The organism is Spirosoma lituiforme (assembly GCF_054776635.1).
On record NZ_BAAHBO010000002.1, the window covers coordinates 181,217 to 208,026 of the forward strand.

Annotated in this window: 19 protein-coding genes; 8 read left to right on the top strand and 11 right to left on the bottom strand. The window is 52.7% G+C overall.

What is annotated here, in order from left to right; genetic code table 11:
• Positions 1 to 33: 33 nt before the first annotated feature.
• Both ACYU87_RS09235 and ACYU87_RS09240 read right to left on the bottom strand, forming a co-directional pair.
• Positions 34 to 1,938, bottom strand: coding sequence for a M61 family metallopeptidase (locus ACYU87_RS09235; protein WP_461133776.1), 1,905 nt, complete (start codon positions 1,936 to 1,938; stop codon positions 34 to 36).
• Positions 1,939 to 2,002: 64 nt separating this feature from the next.
• Positions 2,003 to 3,529 (bottom strand): APC family permease, encoded by a 1,527-nt coding sequence (locus ACYU87_RS09240; protein WP_461133777.1) that lies wholly within the window; start codon positions 3,527 to 3,529, stop codon positions 2,003 to 2,005.
• 169 nt (positions 3,530 to 3,698) lie between these two features.
• On the opposite strand from ACYU87_RS09240, the gene ACYU87_RS09245 reads away from it, so the two are divergent.
• From ACYU87_RS09245 to ACYU87_RS09260, 4 genes are all read left to right on the top strand, one after another.
• Positions 3,699 to 6,134 (top strand): glycoside hydrolase family 127 protein, encoded by a 2,436-nt coding sequence (locus ACYU87_RS09245; RefSeq protein WP_461133778.1) that lies wholly within the window; start codon positions 3,699 to 3,701, stop codon positions 6,132 to 6,134.
• Between the two features lie 48 nt (positions 6,135 to 6,182).
• Positions 6,183 to 8,585, top strand: coding sequence for a beta-L-arabinofuranosidase domain-containing protein (locus ACYU87_RS09250; protein WP_461133779.1), 2,403 nt, complete (start codon positions 6,183 to 6,185; stop codon positions 8,583 to 8,585).
• Between the two features lie 392 nt (positions 8,586 to 8,977).
• Positions 8,978 to 11,995 (top strand): SusC/RagA family TonB-linked outer membrane protein, encoded by a 3,018-nt coding sequence (locus tag ACYU87_RS09255; protein ID WP_461133780.1) that lies wholly within the window; start codon positions 8,978 to 8,980, stop codon positions 11,993 to 11,995.
• Positions 11,996 to 12,014: 19 nt separating this feature from the next.
• On the top strand, positions 12,015 to 13,406 hold the full coding sequence (locus tag ACYU87_RS09260) for a SusD/RagB family nutrient-binding outer membrane lipoprotein (protein ID WP_461133781.1): 1,392 nt from the start codon (positions 12,015 to 12,017) through the stop codon (positions 13,404 to 13,406).
• A gap of 87 nt (positions 13,407 to 13,493) precedes the next feature.
• Here the strand turns inward: ACYU87_RS09260 and ACYU87_RS09265 are convergent, their stop codons facing one another.
• The 7 genes from ACYU87_RS09265 to ACYU87_RS09295 form a co-directional block, all read right to left on the bottom strand.
• Positions 13,494 to 14,168: a DUF429 domain-containing protein gene (locus ACYU87_RS09265; RefSeq protein WP_461133782.1), complete on the bottom strand. Its 675-nt coding sequence runs from the start codon at positions 14,166 to 14,168 to the stop codon at positions 13,494 to 13,496.
• Between the two features lie 93 nt (positions 14,169 to 14,261).
• Complete coding sequence (locus tag ACYU87_RS09270) at positions 14,262 to 15,023, bottom strand: hypothetical protein (RefSeq protein WP_461133783.1); 762 nt, start codon at positions 15,021 to 15,023, stop codon at positions 14,262 to 14,264.
• A 183-nt stretch (positions 15,024 to 15,206) separates the two neighbouring features.
• Positions 15,207 to 16,139, bottom strand: coding sequence for a glycerophosphodiester phosphodiesterase family protein (locus tag ACYU87_RS09275; RefSeq protein ID WP_461133784.1), 933 nt, complete (start codon positions 16,137 to 16,139; stop codon positions 15,207 to 15,209).
• 144 nt (positions 16,140 to 16,283) lie between these two features.
• The gene (locus ACYU87_RS09280; protein WP_461133785.1) at positions 16,284 to 16,817 is read right to left on the bottom strand and encodes a CAP domain-containing protein; all 534 of its coding nucleotides are present in this window, start codon (positions 16,815 to 16,817) and stop codon (positions 16,284 to 16,286) included.
• Between the two features lie 96 nt (positions 16,818 to 16,913).
• Positions 16,914 to 17,975: a DUF4249 domain-containing protein gene (locus ACYU87_RS09285; protein WP_461133786.1), complete on the bottom strand. Its 1,062-nt coding sequence runs from the start codon at positions 17,973 to 17,975 to the stop codon at positions 16,914 to 16,916.
• Complete coding sequence (locus tag ACYU87_RS09290; protein ID WP_461133787.1) at positions 17,975 to 20,386, bottom strand: TonB-dependent receptor; 2,412 nt, start codon at positions 20,384 to 20,386, stop codon at positions 17,975 to 17,977. The genes ACYU87_RS09285 and ACYU87_RS09290 overlap by 1 nt, the downstream gene beginning before the upstream one ends.
• 140 nt (positions 20,387 to 20,526) lie before the next feature.
• Positions 20,527 to 22,272, bottom strand: a complete 1,746-nt coding sequence (locus ACYU87_RS09295; RefSeq protein ID WP_461133788.1) for a helix-hairpin-helix domain-containing protein — start codon at positions 22,270 to 22,272, stop codon at positions 20,527 to 20,529.
• A gap of 131 nt (positions 22,273 to 22,403) precedes the next feature.
• On the opposite strand from ACYU87_RS09295, the gene ACYU87_RS09300 reads away from it, so the two are divergent.
• Positions 22,404 to 22,703, top strand: a complete 300-nt coding sequence (locus ACYU87_RS09300; RefSeq protein ID WP_461133789.1) for a 2TM domain-containing protein — start codon at positions 22,404 to 22,406, stop codon at positions 22,701 to 22,703.
• 18 nt (positions 22,704 to 22,721) lie between these two features.
• On the opposite strand, the gene ACYU87_RS09305 is transcribed toward ACYU87_RS09300, so the two are convergent.
• The gene (locus ACYU87_RS09305; protein WP_461133790.1) at positions 22,722 to 23,540 is read right to left on the bottom strand and encodes a thymidylate synthase; all 819 of its coding nucleotides are present in this window, start codon (positions 23,538 to 23,540) and stop codon (positions 22,722 to 22,724) included.
• Positions 23,541 to 23,665: 125 nt separating this feature from the next.
• On the bottom strand, positions 23,666 to 24,127 hold the full coding sequence (locus ACYU87_RS09310) for an OsmC family protein (RefSeq protein ID WP_461133791.1): 462 nt from the start codon (positions 24,125 to 24,127) through the stop codon (positions 23,666 to 23,668).
• Positions 24,128 to 24,189: 62 nt separating this feature from the next.
• On the opposite strand from ACYU87_RS09310, the gene ACYU87_RS09315 reads away from it, so the two are divergent.
• The 3 genes from ACYU87_RS09315 to ACYU87_RS09325 all read left to right on the top strand — a co-directional run bounded on the left by ACYU87_RS09315 (position 24,190) and on the right by ACYU87_RS09325 (position 26,779).
• Positions 24,190 to 24,543: a hypothetical protein gene (locus ACYU87_RS09315; protein ID WP_461133792.1), complete on the top strand. Its 354-nt coding sequence runs from the start codon at positions 24,190 to 24,192 to the stop codon at positions 24,541 to 24,543.
• Positions 24,544 to 24,983: 440 nt separating this feature from the next.
• A complete protein-coding gene (locus ACYU87_RS09320; protein ID WP_461133793.1) occupies positions 24,984 to 25,838 on the top strand; it encodes a DUF2911 domain-containing protein in 855 nt (284 codons plus the stop codon).
• Positions 25,839 to 25,960: 122 nt separating this feature from the next.
• Positions 25,961 to 26,779 carry a helix-turn-helix domain-containing protein gene (locus ACYU87_RS09325; protein WP_461133794.1) on the top strand — a complete coding sequence of 273 codons (819 nt, stop codon included), beginning with the start codon at positions 25,961 to 25,963 and terminating at the stop codon, positions 26,777 to 26,779.
• Positions 26,780 to 26,810: the final 31 nt, after the last annotated feature.

Here is a 26,810-nt window from a genome sequence, read left to right on the forward strand (position 1 = left end):
AATCGTTATATGTATTTCGCTGTTTTGTCGTACTCAGTTTCCCCGCAGCCAGTCATCCAGAATAGTCGTTTGCAACGCGGTAGGATTGGGCATCGGCGCCAGTCTGATAATACGCGTTGTCCGCGTACCCAATGAAATGGTTTTCGTTGTCGGACGACCGTTCTGTTGCACCAGCAGTTGAATCGAATCGCCTGCCTTTCGGAGTTGACTAACTACCTGAAGTTCATCAACATTGACAGGTTTCCCATCCAGTTGTAATAGCCGATCGCCGGTACGCAGGCCTGCTTTCCAGGCAGGCGATTCCCAGTCAACCTGGCTTATCTGAATGCTGTCGCTGTTAGCCCGTGCACTGATGCCCAGCCAGCCCCCCGGCTGGGTCTGGCTGGCTTCGGTAACGTTCAGGCCCGCGTAGGCCAGGTACTTGGGGTAGTCGATGGGTTTCACGGTCGAGGCATACTGAAACACGTCGGCCAACGACGTACCGGCCGTTTTCTCGCAGATTTTCTGAAACTCGACATCGGTGAAGCCCCGGTTTTCTTTCCGGTAAATGGTCTGGTAGATCGTACGCATTACGTCGTCGAGCGAGCGTTTGTTTTGCGTAGCGTTTCGGATGCTCAGGTCCAGCAGGAGGCCCAGAATCGGTCCTTTCTCGTAGTACGAAATGGTTTTGTAGGCTTCATCGCCCTGCCTCCCGAATGGCCCGTCAGACCAGGTGTTGTAACTGGCCTGCGTGGCTGACTGAAACAGCCGCCCCGGTTTGTTTTCAAATTCCGTTAGACGAACTTGCCACTTGTTGAGTACATCGCTCCGGCTCTTTAGCCCGGCCCGCCGGAGAATCAGGTCTTCGTAGTAGACGGTCAGCCCCTCCGATACCCACAGCATGTTTGTGCGATTTTCGCGCTCGTAGTCGAAAGGACCCAGCGCAATGGGGCGGATTCGCTTGACGTTGTAGTGGTGAAAGTATTCGTGGGTCAGAAAGTTGTACACTCTTGCCCGGTCAACTGGGTTGTGCAGACTCGATCCGCTGAAACTAATCGACGTGGAGTTCAGGTGTTCAATACCACCACCGCCCGGCCCAATGGCCAGAAATGTGTAGTGCTTATAAGGAATATCACCGATGACCGCCACGCTGCTCGCCACTATTTTTTTCAGATCAGCCATAAACTGCGCCCGGTCGAATTTGCCCATGGTATAGCCAACGAACCGATGCGGAATGCCGTCAACCGTGAATGCGGGAAGTTGCTCCAGCTTACCCATCAGCATCGGGCTGTCATATAACACATCGAAATTAGGAGCCGTAAACGTATGCCGCTGACCAGCGATGGAGTCCAGCCCCGTCGCAACCAGGTCGGCCCAGCCGGGTAAAGGGTGAACCGTTACCGTTGTCGGTTGCTGAAGCTGACCGGGCACATACACAAACAGACCAGCGGGTGATATATACCCTTTGTCCTCATCCAGATACGGGCTGGCTACGAAATTGCGGGTAGCCTTTACGTCGTAGCTGAATACCAGTTTCTTCGCCGTACCCATCTGCACCGTCCACGAATGGCTACCCGTTTTTTCCCAGTTCAGCGTTTTTCCGCGTTCATCGGTTGCCTGCACATGATCGACGTTGGCGGCATAATTCATCAACTGATAATAGCCGGGCGTCCAGGCGGGCATTTTCAGGGTCAACGCCGGTACGTTTGTCGATGGACACTGGAAGGTTACGCGGTAGGTGTGCGTAGCCGGTTGGGCCATGCTCACGTCGAAATGCCAGTCGGCCTGTAATGCCTGACCCATGGCGGCATACCCGGATAACAGCAGAATCAGATTAATGAACAATTGACGCATGGCGCTGATATCGTTTTCTAGTAGTTGTTTGACAGATAGATTCTCCACGTTGCCGGGAAGTGTATGTTGCAGTGATGAAACTGCCTTAACTTCCTGTTTAGGCATGACGCGCCAGGAAACTAGGTTCGTTAATTCTAATAAATTCAGTACTGAGACCCTGCCGAAAACCCTACCCCTGCCGGCGAACCATGATGTAGTAGATGGGGATACCCGTTAGGATAATGGCTAGTCCGGGCAGGGTGTAGCTGGTTTCGAACAGAAGCAGCAGCACCGCCAGAGCCAGCGCAATGACGACGTAAACGGCGGGCAGAAACGGATAACCGGGGGCTTTGTAAGGCCGGGGCAGCTCAGGGCGTTTGATACGTAGTCGGTAGATACCCAGAATTGTCAGAATGTAGAAGATTAAGACCCCGAAAATCACCAATGCCAGCAGGTTATTGTATTCACCCGTCAGGCAAAGCACACTCGCCCAGAGGCATTGGGTCCAGAGGCTGTAGCCGGGCACATCGTTTTTATTGAGCAGACCCGCCTGCCGAAAAAACAGCCCATCTTTGGCCATGATGTAGTACACCCGCGCCCCCGACAGAATCAGCCCGTTGTTGCAGCCGAAGGTGGAAATCATGACCATGATGGCAATGATAACCGTACCGCTATTGCCGAAAATGTGGTCGGCCGCTACAACGCCAACCCGGTCGCTGGCCGCAAAGGCAATGTCTTTAAGTGGCACCACGGCCAGATACATCACATTGGTTAGCATGTACACCAGCGTCACGACCAGCGTACCCAGCACCAGGCTCAGTCCAATGTTTCGCTGGGGCTGTTTCACTTCGCTGGCAATTGAGGTGATGCTGTTCCAGGAGTCGCTCGAAAACAGGGTACCTTTCATGGCAATGGCGATCGCGCCGAAAACAGCCAGACCCGTGAGCGGTTTGGCTACTACCTGATTGTCGGCCAGGGTCAAACTGGATAAATTCCAGGCATCCTGCATGTTGGCGTCCCAGATATCGGCGCGCGCGCCCCAGATGAATCCACAGACAATCAGCCCGAAGAGCGAAAGTAATTTGACGATGGTTAGAAACGTTTGCAGGGCTGCCCCTTCTTTAACGCCCCGGCTATTGATGTAGGTCAGCAGGGTAATCACGCCAATGGACACCAGCTGAGCTGCTGACAAACGAAAAAATCCCAGTTCGAACAAGGTGTTCGTGTCGCTGAAAGCCGGAATCAGGTAGGCGGTAAACTTGGCAAACGCGACTCCGACGGCAGCAATCGTTCCGGTCTGAATAACCGCAAAAAACGACCACCCGTACAGAAACCCAACCAGTGGATTGTACGCTTCCCGGAGGTAAACATACTGCCCCCCGGCCTTCGGAAACATGGCGGCCAGCTCGCCGTAACTCACAGCGGCAATGATGGTAACCAGCCCGGCCAGGAGCCACATACCCAGCATCCAGCCCGCTCCACCGACACTGCGGGTTATTTCGGCCGACACAATAAAAATGCCTGACCCAATCATGGATCCGGCCACGATCATGGTGGCATCCAGCAGCCCCAGGCGCGGCTTCAATTCGTGATCTGGTTTGTCGGTTGTGTGCATTGTCGTTTCAGGCAAGTACAGAGTAAGTACGGTAAACAGGCGCTTGTCACCATAGCGTAAAAGGCTGCTCAAGATAAAATAGTCCATGTAATTGTTGGGCATTTTATCGGCAGCTAGTCAATTCTTTGGTAAGTAAACAGTTTGGCAGCGCATTTAAATGGATTATAATGTGTTTTGTCAATAAACTACCAGATTTGGCGAATCACGGCAAAAACCGCATCTCCGGAGCGTCGTACCTTCGTCGTGCCACTAGCCTAACGAATTTGCAGCCATGTCTATAAAGAAATTGCTCACCCTGGCCTTTGCCGGGTTAACGGCATTCAGTTTCGCGCAGACCAGAACGGCCCCGAAAAAATCAGGGGGGGACTATCCCATTCAGCCCGTGCCCTTCACGGCCGTGAAAGTGACGGATCAGTTATGGGCACCCCGCATCCGGCTTAACCGCGACGTGACGATTCCCATTGCCCTGAAGCACTGCTACAGCACCGGTCGGGTCGATAATTTTCTGGTAGCCGGGCATCTCAAAGCGGGCACGAAGTTCTGCACCGAGTTCCCGTTCGATGATACGGATATTTATAAAATCATTGAAGGAGCCAGTTATTCCCTGCAAACCTTCCCCGACAAAAAACTCGACAGCCAGGTCGATTCGCTGATCCGTTACGTGGCCGCGGCACAGGAGCCGGATGGGTATCTGTATACGGCCCGCACCATTGATCCGCTCCATCCTCACCCCTGGTCGGGCCTGAAACGATGGGAGAAAGAGTCGGACCTGAGCCACGAGTTGTATAACAGTGGTCACCTGTTCGAGGCCGCCGTAGCGCACTACCAAGCTACGGGCAAAACCTCCCTGCTGACGGTAGCGACCAAAAATGCCGATCTGCTGGTGAAAGATTTTGGTCCCGGCAAACTCAGCCATGCCCCCGGTCACCAGATTGTGGAGATGGGGCTTGTCAAATTATACCGGACTACGGGCAAAAAAGCCTACCTCGATCTGGCTAAGTTTCTGCTCGATGTGCGCGGTAAAGGGCAGGAATACAGCCAGGACCATAAGCCGGTGGTGCAGCAGACCGAAGCCGTTGGTCATGCCGTTCGCGCCACGTATATGTACTCGGGCATGGCCGATGTGGCCGCCATTACGGGCGACAAAGCCTACCTGAACGCCATCGACAGGATCTGGCACGACGTGGTGTATGACAAGTATTACATCACGGGTGGCATCGGGGCTGAAGGCGGCCATGAAGGGTTTGGCCCGGCTTACGAATTGCCCAATATGGCCGCGTACAACGAAACCTGCGCAGCCATCGGCAACATTTACTGGAACCAGCGGCTATTTCTGCTTCACGGCGACGCCAAGTTTTATGACGTACTGGAACGCAGCCTTTTCAATGGCATGCTATCGGGTGTATCGCTCAGTGGCGACCGCTTCTTTTACCCCAATCCCCTGGAGTCGAAAGGCCAGCACGCCCGCAGTGCCTGGTTTGGCTGCGCCTGCTGCCCCAGCAACGTCTGCCGTTTTATTCCGTCTATGCCCGGCTACGTCTATGCCCAGCGCGGCAACCGGCTCTATGCCAACCTGTTTGTAAACAGTACCGCCAACGTAACCCTCAACGGAACAGCACTTACCGTAGCGCAGGAAACGCGCTACCCCTGGGACGGCGACGTCGCGTTTACGGTAACACCGGCCAGTCCGAAAGCATTTGAACTGGCCATTCGAATCCCCGGCTGGGCGCAGAATCAACCCGTTCCGGGCGATCTGTATTCGTTTGCCAGCCAGTCGGCAGCACCCGTTACGCTGACCGTTAACGGCCACAAAGCGACCTATACACTGGAAAACGGCTATGCAATCCTGAACCAAACCTGGAAGAAAGGCGATGTTATTCGCTTATCATTGCCAATGGAAATCCGGCGCATCAAGGCGAACGATAAGGTGAAAGCGGATCGGGACAAAGTAGCCCTTGAACGGGGTCCGATGGTGTACTGCGCCGAGTGGCCGGATTCGCCTACTGGTCATGTACTGGATTTGATTATTCCGGAACAAGCGTCGCTCAGAGCCGAGTTCAAACCCAATGTTCTGGGTGGCGTAGAACTGATTACCGGGCAGGTGGAGCAAGTAAAAAAAGGCCCTGATAACAATCTTGAAACCAGTTCGGCTACGCTCACCGCTATTCCATACTATAGCTGGGCCAACCGGGGCAACGGTGAAATGACGGTGTGGATGGGCACAAAACCGGAAGCGGCCAAACCCGTCCCCGCCCCCACAATTGCCTCCACCAGCACCATCACGGCTTCGCACCCCACTAAAGCGTTGGTAGCCTTGAACGATCAGGACACGCCGAAAAATTCCAACGATCGCGACAACCTGTACTACCACTGGTGGCCTAAAAAAGATACGCTGCAATGGGTACAATACACGTTTGCCAAACCCACCACCGTTTCCTCCTCGAAGGTATACTGGTTCGATGATAGTCCGTGGGGCGGTTGCCGGATTCCGGCCTCCTGGAAGCTGCTCTACCAGACAGCCTCCGGCGACTGGCAGGACGTGAAAGCCAAAACACCCTACGGCGTTAGCAAGGACAAATTCGACACCGTTACATTCGAGCCGGTCCAGACAGGTGCCCTGCGTATGATGGTTCAACTGCCAAAAGAAGCAGCCAGCGGCATCATCGAGTGGCGGGTCGACGCAACGAGTGAGAGAGCGAAAGAGTGAAAGAGCGAAATGCCATTAATGGAGTAAATCCCCGTACTACCCCGTGCTATGAAGTTATCGAATAAACGCCTGCGTCTTGTCAGTGCAACGCTCATTCACTCATTCGCTCTTTCGCTTTTTGCCACCGCCCAGACGTACCTGCCGGAAAAAAGTGACACTAAAATAAAAGTAAAAACGGCGGTACCGATCAAAGCCTACTCGTTTCCACTCAGCGCGGTAAGAGTGCTCGACAGCCCGTTCAAAACGGCGCAGGAAGCCGATACCCGCTTCTTGCTGGATCTGAAACCTGACCGGCTCCTCTCCGAGTTTCGCGTTCATTCGGGGCTCAAACCCAAAGGCGAAAAATACGGCGGCTGGGAATCGTCGGGTTTGGCGGGGCACTCGCTGGGTCATTACCTGTCGGCGTTGGCGCTTCAGTACGCGGCCTCTAACGATGCGGAATACCTGAAACGGGTCAACTACATCGTTGATGAACTGGACGAGTGCCAGAAAGCCCGCAAAACGGGGTATATCGGCGCGATACCACGCGAAGACAGTGTATTTGCCGAAGTCTCGCAAGGCATTATCCGCTCACGGGGTTTCGACCTCAACGGAGCCTGGTCGCCCTGGTACACGGTGCACAAGGTGATGGCGGGCCTGCTGGATGCCTACCTGTATGGTAATAACGAGAAGGCGCTGAAAATCAATGTCGGCATGGCCGACTGGACAGACGCTATTCTGAAAAACCTGACCGATGAGCAAATTCAGAAAATGTTGCTCTGCGAATACGGCGGTATGAACGACGTACTGGTGAACACCTACGCACTGACTGGTAACAAAAAATACCTTGATCTATCGTACAAATTTCACGACCGGAAGATTCTGGATTCGCTGGCGATCCATAAGGACATTCTGCCGGGCAAGCACTCCAACACGCAGATTCCCAAGCTCATTGGCACCATTCGGCGGTACGAACTCACCGGCGACCAGAACGATTTTGCCCGCTCGGATTATTTCTGGCGCACGATTGTGAACCACCATACCTACGCGCCCGGCGGCAACAGCAATTACGAATACCTGAGCACGCCCGACCAGCTGGCCGACAAGCTGACAGACAATACGATGGAGACCTGCAATACGCACAACATGCTGAAACTAACCCGGCATCTGTTCGCGCTGCACCCCAACGCATCGTACATGGATTTCTATGAGCGGGGCCTGTACAATCACATCCTGGCATCGCAGAACCATAAAACGGGCATGGTCTGCTACTTCGTGCCGCTTCGGATGGGTACCCGCAAGCATTTCAGCGATGAGGAAGAAAGCTTTACCTGCTGCGTGGGTACGGGCATGGAAAACCACGTCAAATACGGTGAGAGTATTTACTTCAAGGGGGCCGATGGTAGCCTGTACGTTAACCTGTTCATTCCATCGGAACTGAACTGGCAAGAAAAAGGATTGCAACTGACAATGGCGTCCAACCTGCCAACCGATCCGAACGTATCGTTGACCATTCGAACCGAAAAGGCCGTTTCGTTGCCTGTTCGAATTCGTAAACCGAGCTGGGTAAACGGCGAAATGATCGTTAAGGTCAACGGCAAACCAGTGTCGGGTAAACTGGACGATGGCTACGTTGTCGTGACGCGCAAGTGGAAAACCGGTGATAAAATTGAGCTGACATTACCGGCCAATCTACACTACATGGCCATGCCCGACAATCCGGCCCGCCAGGCTTTCTTCTATGGTCCGGTATTGCTGGCCGGCGACCTGGGCACCAAAGAACCTGACCCTACGCAGGGCGTGCCCGTGTTTGTGACCAGCAAGGCCGACCCGAATCGCTGGATCAAACCCGCGATCCAGCCACTGGATCGCCAGCGGCTGGGACGCCAGCCGCTGCAATTTGAAACGATGAGCACTGGCGAATCGACGCTGGTGAAGCTGAAGCCCTTCTACGACCTTCAGGATAACTACTACACGGTGTACTGGGATGTTTTTACGCCCGAAAGCTGGAAATCCCAGCAAACGCTGTACGAGAAAAAGCGTAAGGATGACGCCGATCTGGAACGCCGGACCGTGGATATGCTTCGTCTGGGCGAGATGCAACCCGAACGCGACCATAATTTAACCGGTGACAAGCTGGAAGCGGGCGAAGATCACACCCGCAAATACCGGGTAGCGAACGGAGGTGGTTCGATGACCTTCACGATGAAGGTCGATTCGAGCGCCCAGAACATTCTGATCGGCACCTACTGGGGAATGGACAATCGCGGGCGACTATTTGACGTGCTGGTCGATGGGAAGGTAATTGCCAGCGAAGATTTGAATAAGTACAAGGAAAGCCGTTTTTACGACATTGCCTACAGGATTCCGCAGGAGCTAACCAAAGGCAAATCGACAATAACCGTTACATTCCAGGCCAAACCCAACAACTCAGCGGGGCCCGTTTATGGTCTGCGGCTCGTGCGTGAGTAAATCATTTTACCAATTCAACCGTTCGATTTCAGGCAAACACGCAGACAGCAGTAGGTTTTAACCCCGGAGGTACAGAGAATACAGGAACAAAGCAGCTACTTGTTAGCTTTTGTATCGCTGCTTTCTTTGTGCCTCCGGGGTTAACCTTTTTTTACAATAGTCTATAAGTAGAAGCAGAAATAATTCTCAACTCACCCTGATAGTATTTTAACAAACTAATTTATAATAGAACATACAATATTTTACCAAAATAAACTCTTATCAAATATATGACCAATAGGAGTGGTTAAGTTAATATTATATTTGGTGAACCATTGACAGGACAAGATAGGACAGCTAGAGTACTTTTGCTTAGTACTCAAACAATTGTCTAACCTTACTATCTTGATTTAATGAGACACCAATTACGTCGTGGTTGCGTGTGCCTGCTGGCCCTCCTCTCCGTTGTTCAGGCCCTGGCCCAGTCCGTAAAAATTACGGGGAAAGTAACCGAAACAGGCGGCTCACCCGTACCGGGGGCCACCGTGGTGCTAAAAGATACCCGTACTACCGGAACGACAACGGCTGCCGATGGTAGCTTTGTGCTTAACGTACCCGCCAACAGTCGCCTGGTTGTCAGCGCCATCGGGTTCAGCACCCAGGAAATAGACCTTAAGAACCGGACGGCCATCGACGTGCTGCTGACGCAGAGCAGCAGCGTTCTGAACGAGGTTGTCGTAACGGCACTGGGCGTTAGTCAGGAAAAACGCAGTCTGACCTACAGCACGCAGGAGCTCAAAAGCGAGCAGTTGATGAAGGCCAAAGAACCCAACGTGCTGAATGCCCTGACGGGTAAGGTAGCGGGTGTTCAGATTACCAACTCATCGGGTATGCCGGGTGCTTCCGCCCGGATTGTGGTGCGGGGTGCCACCTCCCTGCTGGGCAACAACCAGGCGCTGATTGTCTTGGATGGGATTCCAATTAACAACGATGAAACCGGCAACGCCGATCAGGGCGGAGGGGGTAACCGACTGGTTGATATCGATCCGTCGATTATCGAGAGTGTTAACGTGCTGAAAGGCGCGGCTGCTACCACCTTATACGGCTCGGCGGGCGCGCGCGGGGTGGTCATCATTACCACCAAAAGCGGGTCAGGCAATCGCAAACCGACGGTTGCGGTATCCTCCGATTTGTCCTTCGACAAGGCACTGTACCCCGATCTACAACGAAAGTACTCGCAGGGCGACCGGGGTAAGTTTTTCAACGGGGAAGATCAGAAAACGAGCAGTTCCTGGGGAGCCCTGATGGATACATTGAAGATCAACGGCCAGCCGGCCCCATCCTATTTTCTGCCCGATCTGTTTTTCCGGACTGGCGTAAGCACAAACAATTCGGTCAGCATCAGCGGTAGCCCCGGCGATCGGTCGACGTATTTCACCTCGTACACGTTTTTCAAGCAGTTGGGTACCATTCCCACCACCGATCTGTTGCGGCATACGCTCTTTACCAAATACACGACCCAGATCTCTCCAAAAGTCAACGCTACTTTTCAGCTAAACTATTCGAATACCGACAACAACCGCGTACCGGAAGGGTATAGCCTGCAAAGCCCCTTGTGGACGGTGTATGCTGGGCCGGTTTCCTGGAATCCGTTCCCAGCGACCAACGCCGACGGAACCCAGCGTGTGTTCCGGTATTCGCGGAACAACCCGTTCTGGGCGCTCGACAACATCCATAACCGATCGCAGGTGAATCGCTACATTCCGGTTGTAACCATCAACTACCAACCCAAAAGCTGGCTCACCATTATTGAGCGGGCAGGGGCCGACATGTACGGCGAACAGGTAAAATACACCGAAGCACGCGGATCAGCCAACGTACCCACAGGGCAGATCGTGGACCAGGTAAATACGTTCCGCCAGTTCAATAACGACCTGATCATACGCGCCAACAAGCAGGTCGGCGAACTGGATATGGCCCTGACGCTGGGTAACAATATTTATTCGTCCTACGGTCAATACATCACCACGCGGGGCGTTGGGCTTGCCATTGCCGGTTTCGATAACATGTCGAATACCGAAAAACAAACCTATTCGGAAGCCCATTACCTCACCCGGAAAGTTGGTTTCTACGCTCAGGCCAACTTTGACTACCGACGGATGCTCGTGCTGGCCTTGACGGGTCGCTATGATGGCAGTTCGGTACTCTCACAGGAAAGACAGTTTTATCCCTACGGTTCGGCAGCTTTTGCCTTTATCTTTTCGGAGTTGCTGCCAGCGAGTCTGTCGTCGGCCATTAGCTTCGGCAAGCTGCGCGTCTCGATGGCCAGCGTCGGCAACGACAACATCGGTGCTTACCGGCTAAATACGCCCTATCAGGTCGCAAGCCTCGGCGCGTATAACTTTCCGTTTCAGGGCCAGAACGGGTTTCTGCTCAGTACAAACCTAGGCAACTCAGACCTGAGAAATGAACGGACCAATGAGTTTGAAGTGGGGCTGGAGATGCGTTTCCTGAAGAATCGACTGAGCTTCGAAACCTCGTATTTCAACAAAAACAGCGTCGACCTGCTCACCGATGGCATTCCCGTTTCGGCGGCTTCGGGCTACGGCAGCACCATCCTGAACGCCGGCTCGATGCAGACCAAAGGGTTTGAATTTCTGCTGAATGCCACCCCCGTTCGGACTGGCAAGTTTGCCTGGGATCTGACCTATACGTTTACCCGCATTAGAAGCATCGTTACGCAAATTAACAGTGGCCTGGATCGGATTCAGGTGGGCACATCGTGGGCCGTTCTGGGGCAGCAATATGGCTCGCTGATAACGGGCAAATACGCCCGTAACGACAACGGACAGCTATTGATCAACAGCAATGGCTTACCTTATCAGGATGGCACGGGTATCGTCGGCAATGTCTCTCCCAACTGGCTGATGGGCCTCAACAACAGCCTGCGCTATGGCGCGTTTTCGCTCAATGCCTTTGTGGATATGCGGAAAGGGGGCGCCGTTATCAACTCTGACGATGGTTATGGCTATTTTTATGGCACTCCGAAGGTTACGGAAAACCGGCAGCCTCGGGTTGTGGAAGGGGTAAATGCCGCCGATGGAACACCCAATACGAAACTGGTTCAGGCGCAGGATTATTACCGGACTATTAACGGCATCGGCGAGGCAACGGTGCAGGACGTGACCTACATCAAACTCCGGACCCTGGGCCTGACCTACTCCGTCTCCTCCGCCTGGCTGGCTAAAACGCCGTTTAAAACGGCTTCGGTAAGCGTTACGGGCCGCAACCTGTTCATTTACCGGCCTCATTTTACGGGTCCCGATCCGGAAGTAAGTTCCTACGGCTCGTCAAACGGCGCTCAGGGTATATACGCCAATTCCGCGCCTTCGTCGCGTTCGGTCATGTTCTCCGTTCGCTTCAGTTTCTAATCGTTTAGCCACCTACATCATGAAAAAACGTTGTGTTTTCGCACTGGGTAGCCTGCTGCTGAGTCAGACGGCCTGCCAGACCTATATCGATATAAACCAGAATCCCAACCAGCCACTTACGGTTCAGGAATCGCTGCTGCTGGCTCCGCTCGAACTGGCCGTTGCCAACGAACTGATGGCGGGCGACGCGGCCCGGTACACCAATCACTGGACGCAGATGATTGCCGTCAATCAGCCCCCGCCCAACGAAGGCACCTACCGCCAGCTGAACGAAGACGTGAACAACCAATGGTTTATCAACTACACGACCTGCCTGCAGAATATGCGGTTGCTGCACGACAGAGCCGAAGCAAACCAGAGTTACAATTACTCGGCGATTGCCGATATTCTGAATGCCTTTACGCTGGCCATGACCACCGATTTATGGGGCGACGTACCGTATTCGCAGGCATTTCAGGGCAGCGGTAATTTTCGGCCCACTTACGACAAGCAGCAGGACCTTTATACCACCATCGACTCCCTGCTGGATCGGGCGATCACCAGCATCAATAAAAAATCGGCCCGTAAACCATCGGGTGATGACTATTACTACAAAGGCGACATGGACAAGTGGCGACGGGCGGCCTATACGCTCAAGGCCCGCTACGCCCTGCACCTGATTAAAGCACCCGGCCACTCAGCTACTGCCCAGGCCGACCTGGCACTGGCGGCTTTACAAAACGGCATGGCCGCTAACAGCGACGACATGAAGATGCCTTACCTGGGCGGAGCTGGAGAGCAAAACAAGCAGAATCAGAACTTTCTGCCCGTATCGACCCAGATTATGTCACAACAGGCGGTTGATACGCTGGTATTTCGGAAAGACCCCCGTCTGACGAAAATCATCGCTCCGGCGCGGGAAACGGGCTTGTACACAGGTCGCTCAATTGGTACGCAGGATTTGGGCTCGCTGGAAGCGTACTCGGTTCTGGGTGATTTTTACGGGTCGGCCAGTTCGGACCTGTACATCCTGACCTATGCCGAAGCCCTGTTTCTGAAAGCCGAAGCTACCTTTTATAAATCAGGGGCCACGGCGGCCGCACCTATCTACCAGAGCGCGGTAAAAGCCAACATGAGTGCATTGGGGGTATCGGATGCCGATGCCGCTACGTACCTGGCCCGGCGGGGCAACCTGACAGCGAACAATGCCTTACGGCTGATTATCGAAGAGAAGGTGATTGCCAACTATTTATCGCCCGAAAACTACACCGACTGGCGACGGACGGGCTATCCCCTGCTCAGTAAGGTACAAAATGCTCTCTCCGATATTCCCCGGCGTTTCCTGTATCCACGCTCGGAGCAGACGACCAATCCCCAATCCGGTCAGGATGCCAAGCTGACCGATCGGGTCTGGTGGGATGTTAGCAAGTAATCATTTTTGTGTTTCATGACAGGTCCTGACTGGCCTGGCAACCGTCGACTCAACGTTCGATTGACGGTTGCCAGGCCAGTTTTGTGATTAGTTAATGGCCAGGCGAGGCAGAATAAGGTAATCTTCCTGTTCATTTCCCAAGGCTTCGTAACGGTTTGCCAGGTAAAAGCATCCGACAATGGCGGCCGTAATGGCATCGAGTTCATCGTGCGTAACACCCGCCTGATCAAATACCCCACGAAGGCCAAACGCCCGCAGTCCGTCTACGAGCAGCGGAATACTTTTTCCCTTACGCGGAATGCCCAGTATATCCTGCGCACCGCCCGGGTAGCTTTCAATCACGGTGAACCCCATTTGTCGGAATTCGGTAGCCAGTTTGATGCCTCGTTCGGTCAGCTTCTGCATGCTTCGAATCAGGCTGGGATAAGACCTGATACCCCTTTTGGCCATAATGCGCTCGCACTCACGCATGATACCAAACGCCTGCCGACCAGGATCCGTATCGTACACACTGATCCGGCCTGCTGGCAGAGACAAGGGCGCATCGATCGAGATCACCGCCGGATTTTGCCGGACTGTTTCGGCAATCAGTTCATGGTCCGTAAAAATAGTCCGGGTGTTAACCTGGCCATTCGTTAAAACGGCCCAGCCACACTTCTTTTTCTCTGACCCAGTAAGGTCAATTCCTACAATAGTCGAGTGGTGTATTTCGCTCAGGTGGGCGTACAAAACACTACGCTCGTTTGTATCAGTTGTATCCATCAAGTTGTTAAATCTCCTACAGTAATCGAGCAGGCAGTCAGGATAGGTGTAAACCCAATCAGGCCGTCCAAGTGGCCGTAGCCAAAGAACGTTTTACCAGGGAGTAAGGGGAAACGTCAGGGCGGCATAAACGGAGCCTATTCGGTTGCGAAAACGATCATTACCAGCCACCTGATCCCAATTCCGAAGCGTTATTTCGGTGCTCAGCCATTGGTAGCCCACTTTCAGCGCAACGTTGTTGACCAGGTAAAGACGCGCATACACTTCGGTGGTTGACATACCCCTAGCGTGATCACCCCAAAGTTTCACATTCAATCGGGTGGGCGAAGCTGACTGATAAGCATCCTGCCCCTGAAACGGCTTTTGTACCGTTTGGCCCAGCGAATCTACCTGGTTGAAAAGGCCCGTTGAGGAATAGACTCGGCCCACTCGGGAACGGCCCAGGAATGTAAGTCCCAGCAAGTCTATACTGCCACCAAGCTGAAGTCTACCCAACTTCCACTCGGCCCGAATACCAACATTCAACGAGGTTTGCGACAGACGCCCAAAGCTGACGGTGTCAATGGCTTCCTGGCGCGTCAGTCGGGCTGGTGCCGTGTAATAGTTCAGGTCGTTGCCGTAGAAACTACTCAATCGTCCTGTCCAGCCAACAAATACCGATTTACTTTTCGCCAGACTGGTAAGTTCGTAATAGACCAGACTAGGATTAACGTACTTTTTATTGAATCCGGCGCCTACATCAAAGCCACCGCTCAGTCCTCCCCGGACCGAAAATTTTTTCTGCTCAACAATTGATTGACTTTTCGCCTGGCCAGCGACAATTATGATCAGGGCTACGAGAAACTGTTTTATCATAAGCGAACCATTCGGCATTACAGTATAGCGGTCTTAGTTCCAATCCAAAGTGAGAAAAGCACCAGATGGCCATAAAGTTACTTCATGAACAAACGCAAAGGAAAGTGCATCCGAGCGGGATCAACAGGGCCATTGTTTGGATGGCATTGTCTGCCAAATGAACCCATTGTAACAGGAGATACTTTATTTTACGGACCCAGTTGATGCAGGCTGATTTGTTTGACGAAGCTTGAGGGCCTTGACAACCTCCACGGGCCGGTCTGATTCCAGTATACTCGCCCCATCGTCAATGATAGCCCGGTAAGCCGTTCGCCGTTCCTGCTCATCAGGCAGCTTGTCGTAACTCGATGCAGCCGAAATCATGCACATAATTCCTTTGCCATTGAGTATTTGGTAAAGCTCCCTGTTTTCGGCTTTGACCGTTGGGCCGATGTAAGCAATCAGGCTGGCAGCTGGAATACCGGCCTTTTCATAGGCCTCCAGTTCCTGTTTATTTTTGATAAAGGCCGAGAACATTCGGTCTTTGTTGTCTTCGTAATAATACCGGGCCTGCTCGGGTGAATGAACGGTAAGCATCACAAACGCATCGGCGTTGTGCTTCCGGATGATGGCCGCTGTCATGAAAAATGGCACATCTTTTCGATCCAGATTCAGTACCGTTTTCCCCCGCGCCCAGTCGATAGCTTCATCCAGAGAAAGAATCCGATCCTGGGTTACGTTACCCTGGGCGTCTTTAAGACGAAGTTTTTTTAACTCTTCCCAGGTGTAATCCGAAAGCTTTCCGGTGCCGGTTGTCATTCGATCCAGGGTGGCGTCGTGGAGCAAGACAATAACACTGTCTTTGGTAAGCCGGGGATCAGTTTCGAAAAAGGCAGGCGTGTAGGTTAGCGTATGTTCGAAGGACGTCAGCGAGTTTTCGGCAAAACCGACACCCATTCCTCCCCGGTGTCCGCTGATGATCGGTGGTTTGCCGGGAGACCATTTAAAATAAGCATGAAGATCCTGAACGGTCTTTATGGGTAGCCGATGCAGAGACTGTGCTTGCAAGCAGGCTGTAGCGGCCAGCATGACCAATACGACCGACGGAAGAATTCGCTTTTTCACCAGTTGATTCATAACGTATAGGATTTGCTTGATTGGACAGGTAGCAAAGTAACCCTTAAATCAGGTGGTTCTGTATTAACGAATTATTGCCTTATTTCCAGTTTTAAACTGAATTACCCGAAGCCTGTCCTTTTTGCTCCTCCATCAACGACAACCTCACTGATTTCCCCGCCCTAACGGAGCCCCGAAAATCTGACAGTAATAGTACCGTCGGTCTTGTTTGCTGGGCCCCGCAACCCCTACCCCGATCTGGCTTACGTCAGGCGCCAGCAGATTCTGGCGGTGCCCTTTCGATTTCATCCACTGCTCATACACCACAAACCGGCCGTCCAGATCCGTATTGAGGGCAATGTTCTCACTTAGTTTCCGGTAATCGTACCCCACGCGTTTCGCTTTATCAACCAGGCTAAGCCCCTTGAGCGTATGGGACATCTCATCCTGAGCGGCCATGAGTTCAGCGTATTGCTGGGCTGCGGCCATGAGCCTGGCGTCCTTTTGCAGGGTGGCCCGGCCTTTTTCCGCTCGTACCTGGTTAGTAGCCTCGAACAGCTTATCTATTTCCGCCTTCAGAGCTGGCGTTTGGCCGTTCGGTACAGTTCGATGTTCCCTGTAGAAAGGCGGGGTGACGTCCATCCGCAGCGCCGGGGCGGGAAATAAGCAAACGATAAATCCAATAGTTCGTAGTGTCATACTAATGAAAGACCCATTGACGGACGGCCTGTTGTTTTAACGCTACGATACCCCGATTCATTTAGCCGGACTCGTTTCTTTTCCTGGTTCAGCGCGTTAAAAATTCCACCACCGTGGCTTGTTAGGGGTTCGGTACAGGCTATTTTCACAGACAACACAAGCCGATGGCTGGGGCACAAATACTGGAGGATCAACATCGGGAGTACCCTCTCCGTTCCTGCGATCCACATTCATGTACTGCTCGGAGATACCCGTTGCCCCAAAATAGCCATACACCATTTCGGCTGGATCGCTCAGCGCATGCACGTTGCCCCGCACGGTAGACGGAGCAGCATCGAACAAACCACCCGTGTTACTCGTCAACTGCCGGACGCTTTTCCAGAACTCATACGCCCCTTTGCTGATGGCCTGCTGCTGAACTTCGATGTAGTAGGCGCTTTTTGATTTATAAGGAACACGCGAAATAAACTGTCGGCTAACAGCCTTTCCGTTGATGTTGACGTCTGACGTGATGTTGATGCACGTGTAGCAGCGGGTGATGTCCCAACAGTTTGAACAGCAACCTGATCCCTGTACAGTGCCATTCGATAGCTCCACCTTCGCACAGACCGCCGTAAATTCGTAATGTGTCCATACCCACCGGTAATAATTACCCAGTGTGTCAGGATCTTTCGTATCCAGGTAAACATCCCAACCCTGATTCTTCGCTGAACTTACCCCACCGGTCTCTTTGGTGTATTCGGAATAAATTTTCGTGATGGGTGGGGCCGCCGACAATGTCTCGGCATCAGATTCGTACGTCTTCCCGTCTTTCGTCTGGATACGAACGGTGTAGCTCCGACCGACTACCCCCTGCAGGCTGGTGGTCTGATAAGTCCCACCGGGGGACTGCTCCTTCAGGGTTTCCTGATTGCCCAGGTTATCCGAAATAACGATTGTAGCGCCCGTTTCCAGCAGGTTCAGGCTTTTGTAGGAATAGTCGGCGGTGCGGGTAAGCTTGATCGTGTACGGGCCGGCCTGATCGGTAATCTGTCCTTCAATAATTAGTGAAGGGGCAATGCTGACCGCATCGGGCTGAAATTCCGTAACGCACGAAACGACGAGCGTGGCACAAAGCAGGAGCTGAGCCAACGCGAAAACGGGTAGTCGTAGTCTCATCAGAATTTGAAGTTATAGGTCAGTGAGGGAAAAACGGTGCCGAAAATGGATAGCTTGTAGGCGTCCGAGGCCGAGGCCGGGCTCAGCTTGTAGAAGATGGAGTACGCATTTTTATGCGCGTACACGTTGTAAACCGAAAATACCCAGCTGCTTTGATTCTTCTTGTGTTTGAGCGGATTCTGCTCGAAGGTCATCGAAAAATCGAGCCGGTGGTAATCCGGAACGCGCTGCTGGTTGCGATCGAGGTAAATCGGAACCAGGATACCGCCCACCCGGGCAATGGCCGATGGCTGCGTCGTTGGCCGCCCTGTGCTGTAGGTAAAGTTCAGGGACAGACTGAACCAGGGTGTGGGCCGGTGCGTAGCCAGTACGTTGAGGGTGTGGGGCTTGTCGTAATTGGCCGGATACGGATTCCCGTTATTGACCCGTTCGCTGGCGTATTGACTATTCATCGTCAGGAAGGTACGGGCGTAGGTATAACTCATAAAGCCTGTCCAGCGGCCCTTGTTTTTGCGCAATAGCCCTTCAAACCCGTAAGCTCGACCGCTGCCCTGCACAATCTGCGTTTCAACCGCTTCGGCCAGTTGCAGTTCGGCCCCGTCCCGGTAGTCGATGGCGTTGGTCAGCATTTTGTAATACACTTCGCCCGATGCCTCAATGGCGTTGTCGGCGGTATTGCTGAAGTACCCAAGCGACCATTGATCGGCGATGACGGGCCTGGTATACATATCGCTCAGGTGCCAGCGCGACGTGGGCAGGGCGGCCGTTGTGTTGGTCACCTGCTGAATGTACTGCCGCAATCGGCTATACCCGGCCTTAATAGCCTTGCCCTCACTCACTGACCAGCGCACCGCCAGCCGGGGCTCCAGCCCGCCCATGGAGTTGTAAAGTTTACCCGCGCCGTAAGTTTGCCGGGCAGCAACGGTTTCGTCTTCCCGAGGGCCGTTTTCCTGGTACGTACGGACCGTTGCCGGCCCCCGGTTCAGCAGTTCCGAATAGCGCAGCCCGGCCATGATAGCCACCGCCGGATTTACTTTCCATTCATCCTGGACGTAGGCCGCAAGTTCGTACGCCTGTTCGCGGGCCAGATCGACCGGTAGCACGTTGGAAATCGGTCCCGGAATACGCGTATTGGGTTGAATCTGGTAATCGATGACGCTTATACCAGCCTGCCACTGGTGGGTTTCGTTGGGCGTATACGTCAGGTCGGACTTAATCTGACGGTGCCAGATACCCGACTTCAGCTGAAAAGCATTGGCGGAATCGGGTGAAGACAGATCTGCCTGATAACGGCTCAGAATGACGGATGTAGCCAGATTGACCTGTTTACTCATGAAGTAATTCCAGCGCAGCACGGCGTTCATTGTCTGGTAGTTGAACCGGGTCGAAGAGGCATTGATTTCCTGCCCGGAGAGCGAATCGGACGCCAGCTTAAAGATATCCTTACTCGAATAGCCTGTTAGCGTAATCGTATTTTTCTCGTTGGGCTGGTACTTGAGTTTAGCCGTCAGGTCGTAGAAATTGGCTTGTGTACCTTTCAGATTGGGAGGTGCCAGCTTAAACAAGAAATCATTGAACGATGCCCGGCCAGCCGCTAGGAACGATAGTTTATTTTTTATAATCGGCCCCTCAATACCTAACCGGCTGGAAATGATGCCAATGCCGCCATTGACACTCCATTTCTCGGCATCCGGCTCTTTGATCTTCACGTCCAGCACCGACGATGCCCTTCCCCCGTAGGCGGCTGCTACCCCACCCCGATTCAGGGTTACGTCGCGCACGACATCGGGGTTGAACACCGAGAAAAAACCCATCAGGTGACTGGAATTGAATACCGGAGCGTCATCGAACAGGATCAGGTTCTGGTCGGCACTCCCCCCCCGAACGTTGAACCCCGGTGCGCCCTCGCCAACCGTTGTTACCCCCGGCAACAACAGCAGACTGCGCACAATATCTACTTCGCCCATCAGGGGCGGAATTCGGCGGATGCTGCGAATCGTTAGTTGTGAGACACCTATTTCAACTTTACGAACATTTCGATCGGGCGTTTCACTCGTCACCACGACCTCTTCCAGATCTTTGGCATCATCGTCCATCGTCACTTCCCGAAAGAGCGTTTTCTGCAACGAAATCGTATCCTGTTTAGATCGATAGCCCACGTGCGAGAAGCGCAACACGTAATTACCGGGCGGCAGTTGCACCACGTAAAACCCATCTTTTGCCGTCACATACCCTTTCGACACGTTCAAAACGACAATGTTAACCCCCTGAATGGGCTTTCCGGTCTTCGCATCCCGAACGTAGCCCGTTGCCGAAAACGTTGGCGAGGCACCTGCCGAAGGGGTGTTTTGCTGAGCTATAGCTTTGGTCAGTAGCAATAAGGAAAAGAACAGTAAAGGTATAAATCGCATAGAGTGGTGGTTAGAAAGCGTAGAAGCAAAAAGTCCATTAAGCTGATACTTAATGGACTAAAGACGTAACCTGGTTGATTTACCCTATTTCTGTCGATCCTTAACTACTTATTAATTCATGCTCAACGAAGCATATTTGCCTACTTAAGTATGTTTTCCCGTCGCTCCTTCAGATAAGTACTCATCTCCTCCAGCGTGAGGGCGTTAAAGGTCATGGCTTTGGTTAGACCGCCTTTCCGGCCGATGGCCACGCCATAATGCATATCCAGCAACCCAACCAGGTCGTGCGCATCGGGATTGATACTCAACATAACCCCTTGCTGCATGGCGTAGTCAATCCAGCGCCAGTCGATGTCGAGCCGGTAAGGGCTGGCATTGATCTCAATGATGACGTTGTGCTCAGCACAGGCGTCGATAATAGCCCGGTGATCGATGGGGTATCCTTCGCGGGCGAGCAATAAGCGTCCGGTGGGATGACCGAGGATGGTTGTATACGGATTTTCGATGGCCCGCAACAACCGCGTTGTGGCCTTTTCCAGCGACATGGTCAGGGTTTGGTGGACCGATGCCACGACGTAGTCGAACGTGGCCAGCGTGGCATCATCGTAATCCAGGGCACCATCCCCCAGAATATCAGACTCGATCCCTTTGAAAATACGGAAATCGGCCCCGAACCCCTTGTTCAGTTCATCAATTTCTAGCTGTTGCTGATGCACCCGTTCGGCGTCGAGCCCACCGGCATACGAAGCCGTTTTAGAATGGTCGGCAATACCGAAATAGCTCAGGCCAAGCTCCCGGCAGTAGGCGGCCATGCCGGCTACCGATTGCTTTCCATCCGACCAGGTACTGTGATTATGCAGGGTTCCCCGGAGATCATCCCAGGTAACCAGTTCGTCGTTGGCATGCCGACTGGCCCAGCGAAAGGCAAAGTCATCTTCGCGCATTTCAGGCACGATGTAGGGCAAACCTGCCTGCTGGTAGATAGCCCTTTCCGTCTCCACTACGCCCGGTGCATCAGCCGTTGGGATCACCACACCCGACAGGTTACTGGCGTAAGCTACCTGAAGCAGGGGAATCCCCCCGGTTCCGGCCTGCCGTAAATGGAGATCGGCGGCCGTGTGGATGAACAGTTGCCGGTTTAGCTGCTCGGCCGGGTACAACAGCAGTTCCACCTGCACATCGAACCCCGTCAGTTTTCCGCGCCACGCAAACGGCGATGACCCGGCTTCGTTGGGTTGTAAATTCGGTAACGCATTCAGGATGGCCATTGCCGAAACCGGATCACTGGTTTGAACGAGCAGTTGAATAATATCAACCTCCTGCGCTTTCCGACGTACCTGCCCGCTTGTTTCGACGCGGTCAAAACGAGTCGATAACTCGTCCTGAAGCAGGGTGGCAACCATGGCTGCCTTATCCATACGAACCTTACCCTGCTGCTCCTGCAGGAATTCTAATGCCGCCAGGATTTTCTCCTGCGTACTGGCGCCAAACCCTTTGATCTTGGCAATCTGGCCATTCTCGCCCGCCAGTTGCAGATCACGGAGATTCGTTATGCCCAGCTCGTGCCAGAGCGTGCGGACTTTCTTCACGCCCAGCCCTTTTATACGAAACATGTCCAGCACACCTTCGGGCGTTTGGGCGAGTAGCTCATCCAGATCCGTCAGGTGGCCCGTTTCGGCTATTTCCCGGATTTTCTGTGCGATGGATTTTCCGACTCCCGGCAGTTTAACCAGCTCCTCAACGGACAGGTTGCCCAGGTCGGCAGTGGATTTATCGAGGGTAAAGGCCGCCCCCTGAAAGGTACGCGTTTTAAAAGCATCACGGTCGTGAAGCTCCATTAACCGACCGGTTAGTTCAAGCAGGTCGACAATTTCGGAATTGGTCATGGTAATGAGTGAGTTCACTCCGCAAGGTTGGCAATTGGTCAGATTTCAGGAAAAACACGAGCCACGCACCCTGATCTTTGATTCATCAAGACAGATAACCTGTTTCACCAATCATAACAAAAATCAAGGTCATGGAAACGATTCATCATGCTCCTCAACGCGACCCTTATTTGTGGAAACAAGCAAAAGCGCGTGTCGGTTTTCGTATTCACCTACGCTCGTTCCTGATTGTCAATGGTGGTTTGTGGCTTGTCTGGGCCTTTACCGCCTTCGCCGTTCATTCAGCGGGCCACGCAGGTACTCTTTTTCCCTGGCCTGTTTTCGCCATGATTGGTTGGGGCATTGGTCTATTATCACACTACGTCAGTGTGTTTCACCGCAATGAGCAGAACATGGTTGAACATGAATACCAGAAGCTGGTGAAGCAATAAACCATCATTCCGTATAGACTACACCGCCACAGGGGCCTTAATGGCTGGGTGCGGGTTGTAGTTTTCGAGTGTAAAATCGTTGTAGGTGAAATCGAATACAGATTTCACCGCTGGATTCAGTCGCATGGTTGGCAACGGTCGACTGTCGCGGGCGAGTTGGGTTTCCACCTGTTCCAGATGATTCAGGTACAGATGGGTATCCCCGCCCGTCCAGATAAACTCGTGGGCGGTGTAGCCGCACTCCTGCGCAATCATCATCGTCAGCAACGCGTAACTGGCAATGTTGAAGGGCACGCCCAAAAACACATCCGCGCTACGCTGGTAAAGCTGGCAGGAGAGTTTGTTCAGCGTCTCTCCTTTTCCGGGGTCTGGCGGGGCCACATAAAACTGCATCAACAAATGACAGGGCGGCAGGGCCATGCTGGGTACGTCGGCAGGATTCCAGGCCGAAATGATCATTCGGCGCGAATCGGGCGTTGTCTTAAGCTGCTTCAGTACATCACTCAACTGGTCGATTGTTTGCCCATCCGATTGCCAGCTGCGCCATTGTTTGCCGTAAACGGGCCCTAGATCACCCCGTTCATCGGCCCATTCATCCCAAATGGAAACGCCATTGTCCTTTAGATACTTGATGTTGGTGTCGCCCTTGATGAACCACAATAATTCATGAATGATCGACTTGGTGTGTACTTTCTTGGTCGTCAGTAGCGGAAAGCCATCCTGTAGGTTAAAGCGCATCTGGTAGCCAAAAACACTGATGGTACCCGTACCGGTGCGGTCTGTTTTGCGGGAGCCATTGTCGAGAATATGGCGCAGAAGATCGTGGTATTGTTGCATAAACAAAAGTCGTAAGTCGTGAGGGGTAAGGCAAATTTTAGGCAAAATAAAACCCCTCGCCCGACAGGAAGAGGGGTTAAGCACAGTGAATCCGTTTACATTTTTCGCTGCGTATAGTCCCTGGGTTAGGCCTGAATCTCGAATGAATACGTGATATCGGCGGAGGGTCGGAACTGCGCCGTTGCCGAGCAATATTTATCCATCGATAGGTCAATGGCTCGTTTCACTTTCACCTCATCTAGTTGACCCTTAAGCAGATACGTGATATGAATCTTTTTAAAGGGCGATGGATTAGCGTCTTTTTCCCGTAAGCCGTCCACTTTCATCCGGAAATCGTCAATTACCTGTTTCTGTTTTTGAAGAATCAGTACGACGTCGATAGCCGAGCAGCCTGCCAGGCCCATCAGCAACATTTCCATCGGGCGGGCTCCCGCGTTATGCCCACCAATGTCGGTGGCGGCATCCATGTGCTGGGGCACGCCTGACGCCCCAAGTGCTTCAAAATGAAAGGCATCGTCGACGCGTACCAGCTCGACCTGCATTGTCTTAAATTCCTGAACGGTGTCAACCGGTTGTGAATCAAGCATTGTGTTTTTTGCGTTTAATAGAAAGAGTTTGTATTTTCACAAGCCCAAAAGTAAAGCAGGCTATGTCTGAAAAATTCACTGACGACCTTTTTGACCTTAAAAACGACCGGCGGCTGAGCGTCTACCTGTATCGGGCAGGGTTCGGAGCCTGGTTGCTGTACATCCTGTCGGGCGCAAAGTTCATGCAGTCGGTGAGTCCTTACCGAACAGATTTTGGGGTATTCTCGTTCTTTCTAATGGTCATGGGCTTGTCAGCATCCATGATTTATGATTATTACCATCACCCGGCCGAGTTCGCCCAGAAAAAAAAGTGGCTGGCATTCAGCTATTTAGTTCTGGCCGGGCTAGTCTACTTCCTTATTCTCCAAAACAAGCCCGTTGCGTTGCCGCAAATCCTGGGACAGGGCCTTTTCTGATTTTCAATCGCTAGTCTGTCGAGAATTTTTGAGTCGGGCGTCCTTATCGGAGTTTGAAATCCATGTCTTTGTCTGTGGTGTCAGATGTAAGCACCTGACACAGGAAGGTTTCTGAAACGCCAGTCCGATCAAAACCTCCTTCTTATCAATCAACAGGCCACGATGTAAGCATCGCGGACGGTTCGCCCGCCCCGGCGAACCGTCCGCGCCAGTCAGTTTTAAGAAACTGACTCCACATTTCCAAGAATCGCACTGGCGATCCGGCTGACACCATACCTAATTAAAAACACGGTCAGTCTCGCCAATTTTGTCGATACCCTATAGACTAATCGAAAAATACGTGTTCATAACTGCCGACAAAAGTATAGCAGGCCTATTAATCTGTACCTTTGAGCGTTAAAAAGAAAACACACAAACAATACGATCATCATTACTTTCTTATGAAGCGTTTCAATTTTACACCTTTTGCCGTAGCTGTTCTCCTGACGCTCTGTTCACTTTCCGTAGCTCAGGCTCAGTTGAAAATACCAGCGGCCAGCCCATCTCAAATCACCAAACAAAGCTTCGCCCTGGGCGACATTACGCTCGATTACTCCCGGCCAGCGGTAAAAGGCCGCGCCATTTTCGGCGACCTGGTTCCCTACGATAAGGTATGGCGTACCGGTGCCAACGCAACCTCCAAAATTACGTTCTCATCGGATGTGAAACTGGAAGGTAAGGAGGTGAAAGCGGGTACCTACGGGCTGTTCACGATTCCGGGAAAAACCAGCTGGGAGGTTATGCTTTCCAAAGATCTGGCCCTGGGTGCCAATGTGGGCGCGTATAAGACGGAAAACGAAGTGGTGCGGGTTACCGTGAAACCGACCACGTTGTCCAACAAAGTAGAAACGTTTACCATCAACATCGCCGATATTCAGCCGAACTCGGCCGTGCTGGAAATTATGTGGGATAAAACCCGTGTTCCCGTTGCGATCACGGCCGACATTGATCAGACGATCGTAAAGAACATTGAGGCTTCCCTAGCCTCCGAGAAGCCGGCTTATTTTGAAGCCGCCAGCTATTACTACGACACCAACCGGGATCTGAAACAAGCTCTGAACTGGGTAACCAAAGCCACCGAACAAAATCCGAAAGCGTTCTGGATCATGTTACTGAAAGCCCGCATTGAATTGAAGTTGAAAGAAAAAGCCAGTGCCATTGCCAGCGCCGAGAAAACGGTTGCGCTGGCGAGCGAAGCTAAAAATGCAGATTACGTAAAAATGGCAAATGACGTGATTGCTTCAGCCAAAAAGTAAGATCAGTCGCTAGCATTCTCGATCAAGCGTACCGCCGAGCCCAACCCCCTATTGCAGAACGTATGCTTTTGCGGTAGGGGGTTGGGCTCGACACATTACAAAAAAATAGGTTATCTTTCCCTATGCATCACCTGGAAGTTGCCCCGCCCTCAACCCTACGAAACGCCATACAGTGCTTTTGGTACGACAAACTCGATTTTGGCGAACAACCATCGAGCTTTGAGGTGGTACCGGATGGCTACGCTGAACTGATTTTTTACTTCGGCAGCGCCTGTAGCCTTTCTTATAACGGAGCCTTGCAGCCCTTGCCGTCACCGTTTATGGTGGGATTGCTCAACCAGCCTGTCTATTTTTACGCGCAAAACCAGTTGGAAATCATTGCTGTCCGGTGCTTTCCCTGGACGGTGTTCGACCTGCTCGGCCTACCGTCCGGTAAAGACGGCGTGCAGGTATTCGACCATCCCATTACTCAGCTCCAGGCCCTGCTGGCAGCGTACATCCGGGCTGGCCGGAAAGAAGAAGCACTGGCTCAGGTAGAAGCCTATTTTCTGGATAACAGCTTGGGCAATACAACTGACAGCATGCTGCACAAAGCGGGTGTTGCCCTGCGGGACACAAACGGCACCATACCCGTGAAACAGGTAGCAACGGCGGCTCACGCTACCGTTCGTACCCTGGAAAGAAAGTTCAAGCAATCGTCGGGGCATACGGTCAAAGACGTAGCCAGCCTGATACGCTTCGAGCAGGTACGAAACCACTTATGGCTCGATCCAGCCATTAATCTGGCCGGCCTGGCGCATGAACTGGGCTACACCGATCAGGCTCATCTGAGTAGAGAATTCAAGCGGCACAGCGGTACGACTCCAGCGGCATTTGCGCGGAAAGCAAAAAAAGGGAAACAGGCTGTTTCAAGCAATTTTGTCGCGTTTGTACAAGACTGATACGCGGGCATTGTGAAATTTTGCCTTATCA

Excerpts from the sequence above, each read along its gene's own strand:
- ACYU87_RS09235 (WP_461133776.1), bottom strand. The coding sequence starts at position 1,938 with ATGCCTAAACAGGAAGTTAAGGCAGTTTCATCACTGCAACATACACTT.
- ACYU87_RS09265 (WP_461133782.1), bottom strand. The coding sequence starts at position 14,168 with ATGGATACAACTGATACAAACGAGCGTAGTGTTTTGTACGCCCACCTG.
- ACYU87_RS09245 (WP_461133778.1), top strand. The coding sequence starts at position 3,699 with ATGTCTATAAAGAAATTGCTCACCCTGGCCTTTGCCGGGTTAACGGCA.
- ACYU87_RS09275 (WP_461133784.1), bottom strand. The coding sequence starts at position 16,139 with ATGAATCAACTGGTGAAAAAGCGAATTCTTCCGTCGGTCGTATTGGTC.
- ACYU87_RS09325 (WP_461133794.1), top strand. The coding sequence starts at position 25,961 with ATGCATCACCTGGAAGTTGCCCCGCCCTCAACCCTACGAAACGCCATA.
- ACYU87_RS09285 (WP_461133786.1), bottom strand. The coding sequence starts at position 17,975 with ATGAGACTACGACTACCCGTTTTCGCGTTGGCTCAGCTCCTGCTTTGT.
- ACYU87_RS09280 (WP_461133785.1), bottom strand. The coding sequence starts at position 16,817 with ATGACACTACGAACTATTGGATTTATCGTTTGCTTATTTCCCGCCCCG.
- ACYU87_RS09260 (WP_461133781.1), top strand. The coding sequence starts at position 12,015 with ATGAAAAAACGTTGTGTTTTCGCACTGGGTAGCCTGCTGCTGAGTCAG.
- ACYU87_RS09320 (WP_461133793.1), top strand. The coding sequence starts at position 24,984 with ATGAAGCGTTTCAATTTTACACCTTTTGCCGTAGCTGTTCTCCTGACG.
- ACYU87_RS09305 (WP_461133790.1), bottom strand. The coding sequence starts at position 23,540 with ATGCAACAATACCACGATCTTCTGCGCCATATTCTCGACAATGGCTCC.
- ACYU87_RS09315 (WP_461133792.1), top strand. The coding sequence starts at position 24,190 with ATGTCTGAAAAATTCACTGACGACCTTTTTGACCTTAAAAACGACCGG.
- ACYU87_RS09300 (WP_461133789.1), top strand. The coding sequence starts at position 22,404 with ATGGAAACGATTCATCATGCTCCTCAACGCGACCCTTATTTGTGGAAA.
- ACYU87_RS09310 (WP_461133791.1), bottom strand. The coding sequence starts at position 24,127 with ATGCTTGATTCACAACCGGTTGACACCGTTCAGGAATTTAAGACAATG.
- ACYU87_RS09290 (WP_461133787.1), bottom strand. The coding sequence starts at position 20,386 with ATGCGATTTATACCTTTACTGTTCTTTTCCTTATTGCTACTGACCAAA.
- ACYU87_RS09255 (WP_461133780.1), top strand. The coding sequence starts at position 8,978 with ATGAGACACCAATTACGTCGTGGTTGCGTGTGCCTGCTGGCCCTCCTC.
- ACYU87_RS09295 (WP_461133788.1), bottom strand. The coding sequence starts at position 22,272 with ATGACCAATTCCGAAATTGTCGACCTGCTTGAACTAACCGGTCGGTTA.
- ACYU87_RS09270 (WP_461133783.1), bottom strand. The coding sequence starts at position 15,023 with ATGATAAAACAGTTTCTCGTAGCCCTGATCATAATTGTCGCTGGCCAG.
- ACYU87_RS09250 (WP_461133779.1), top strand. The coding sequence starts at position 6,183 with ATGAAGTTATCGAATAAACGCCTGCGTCTTGTCAGTGCAACGCTCATT.
- ACYU87_RS09240 (WP_461133777.1), bottom strand. The coding sequence starts at position 3,529 with ATGCCCAACAATTACATGGACTATTTTATCTTGAGCAGCCTTTTACGC.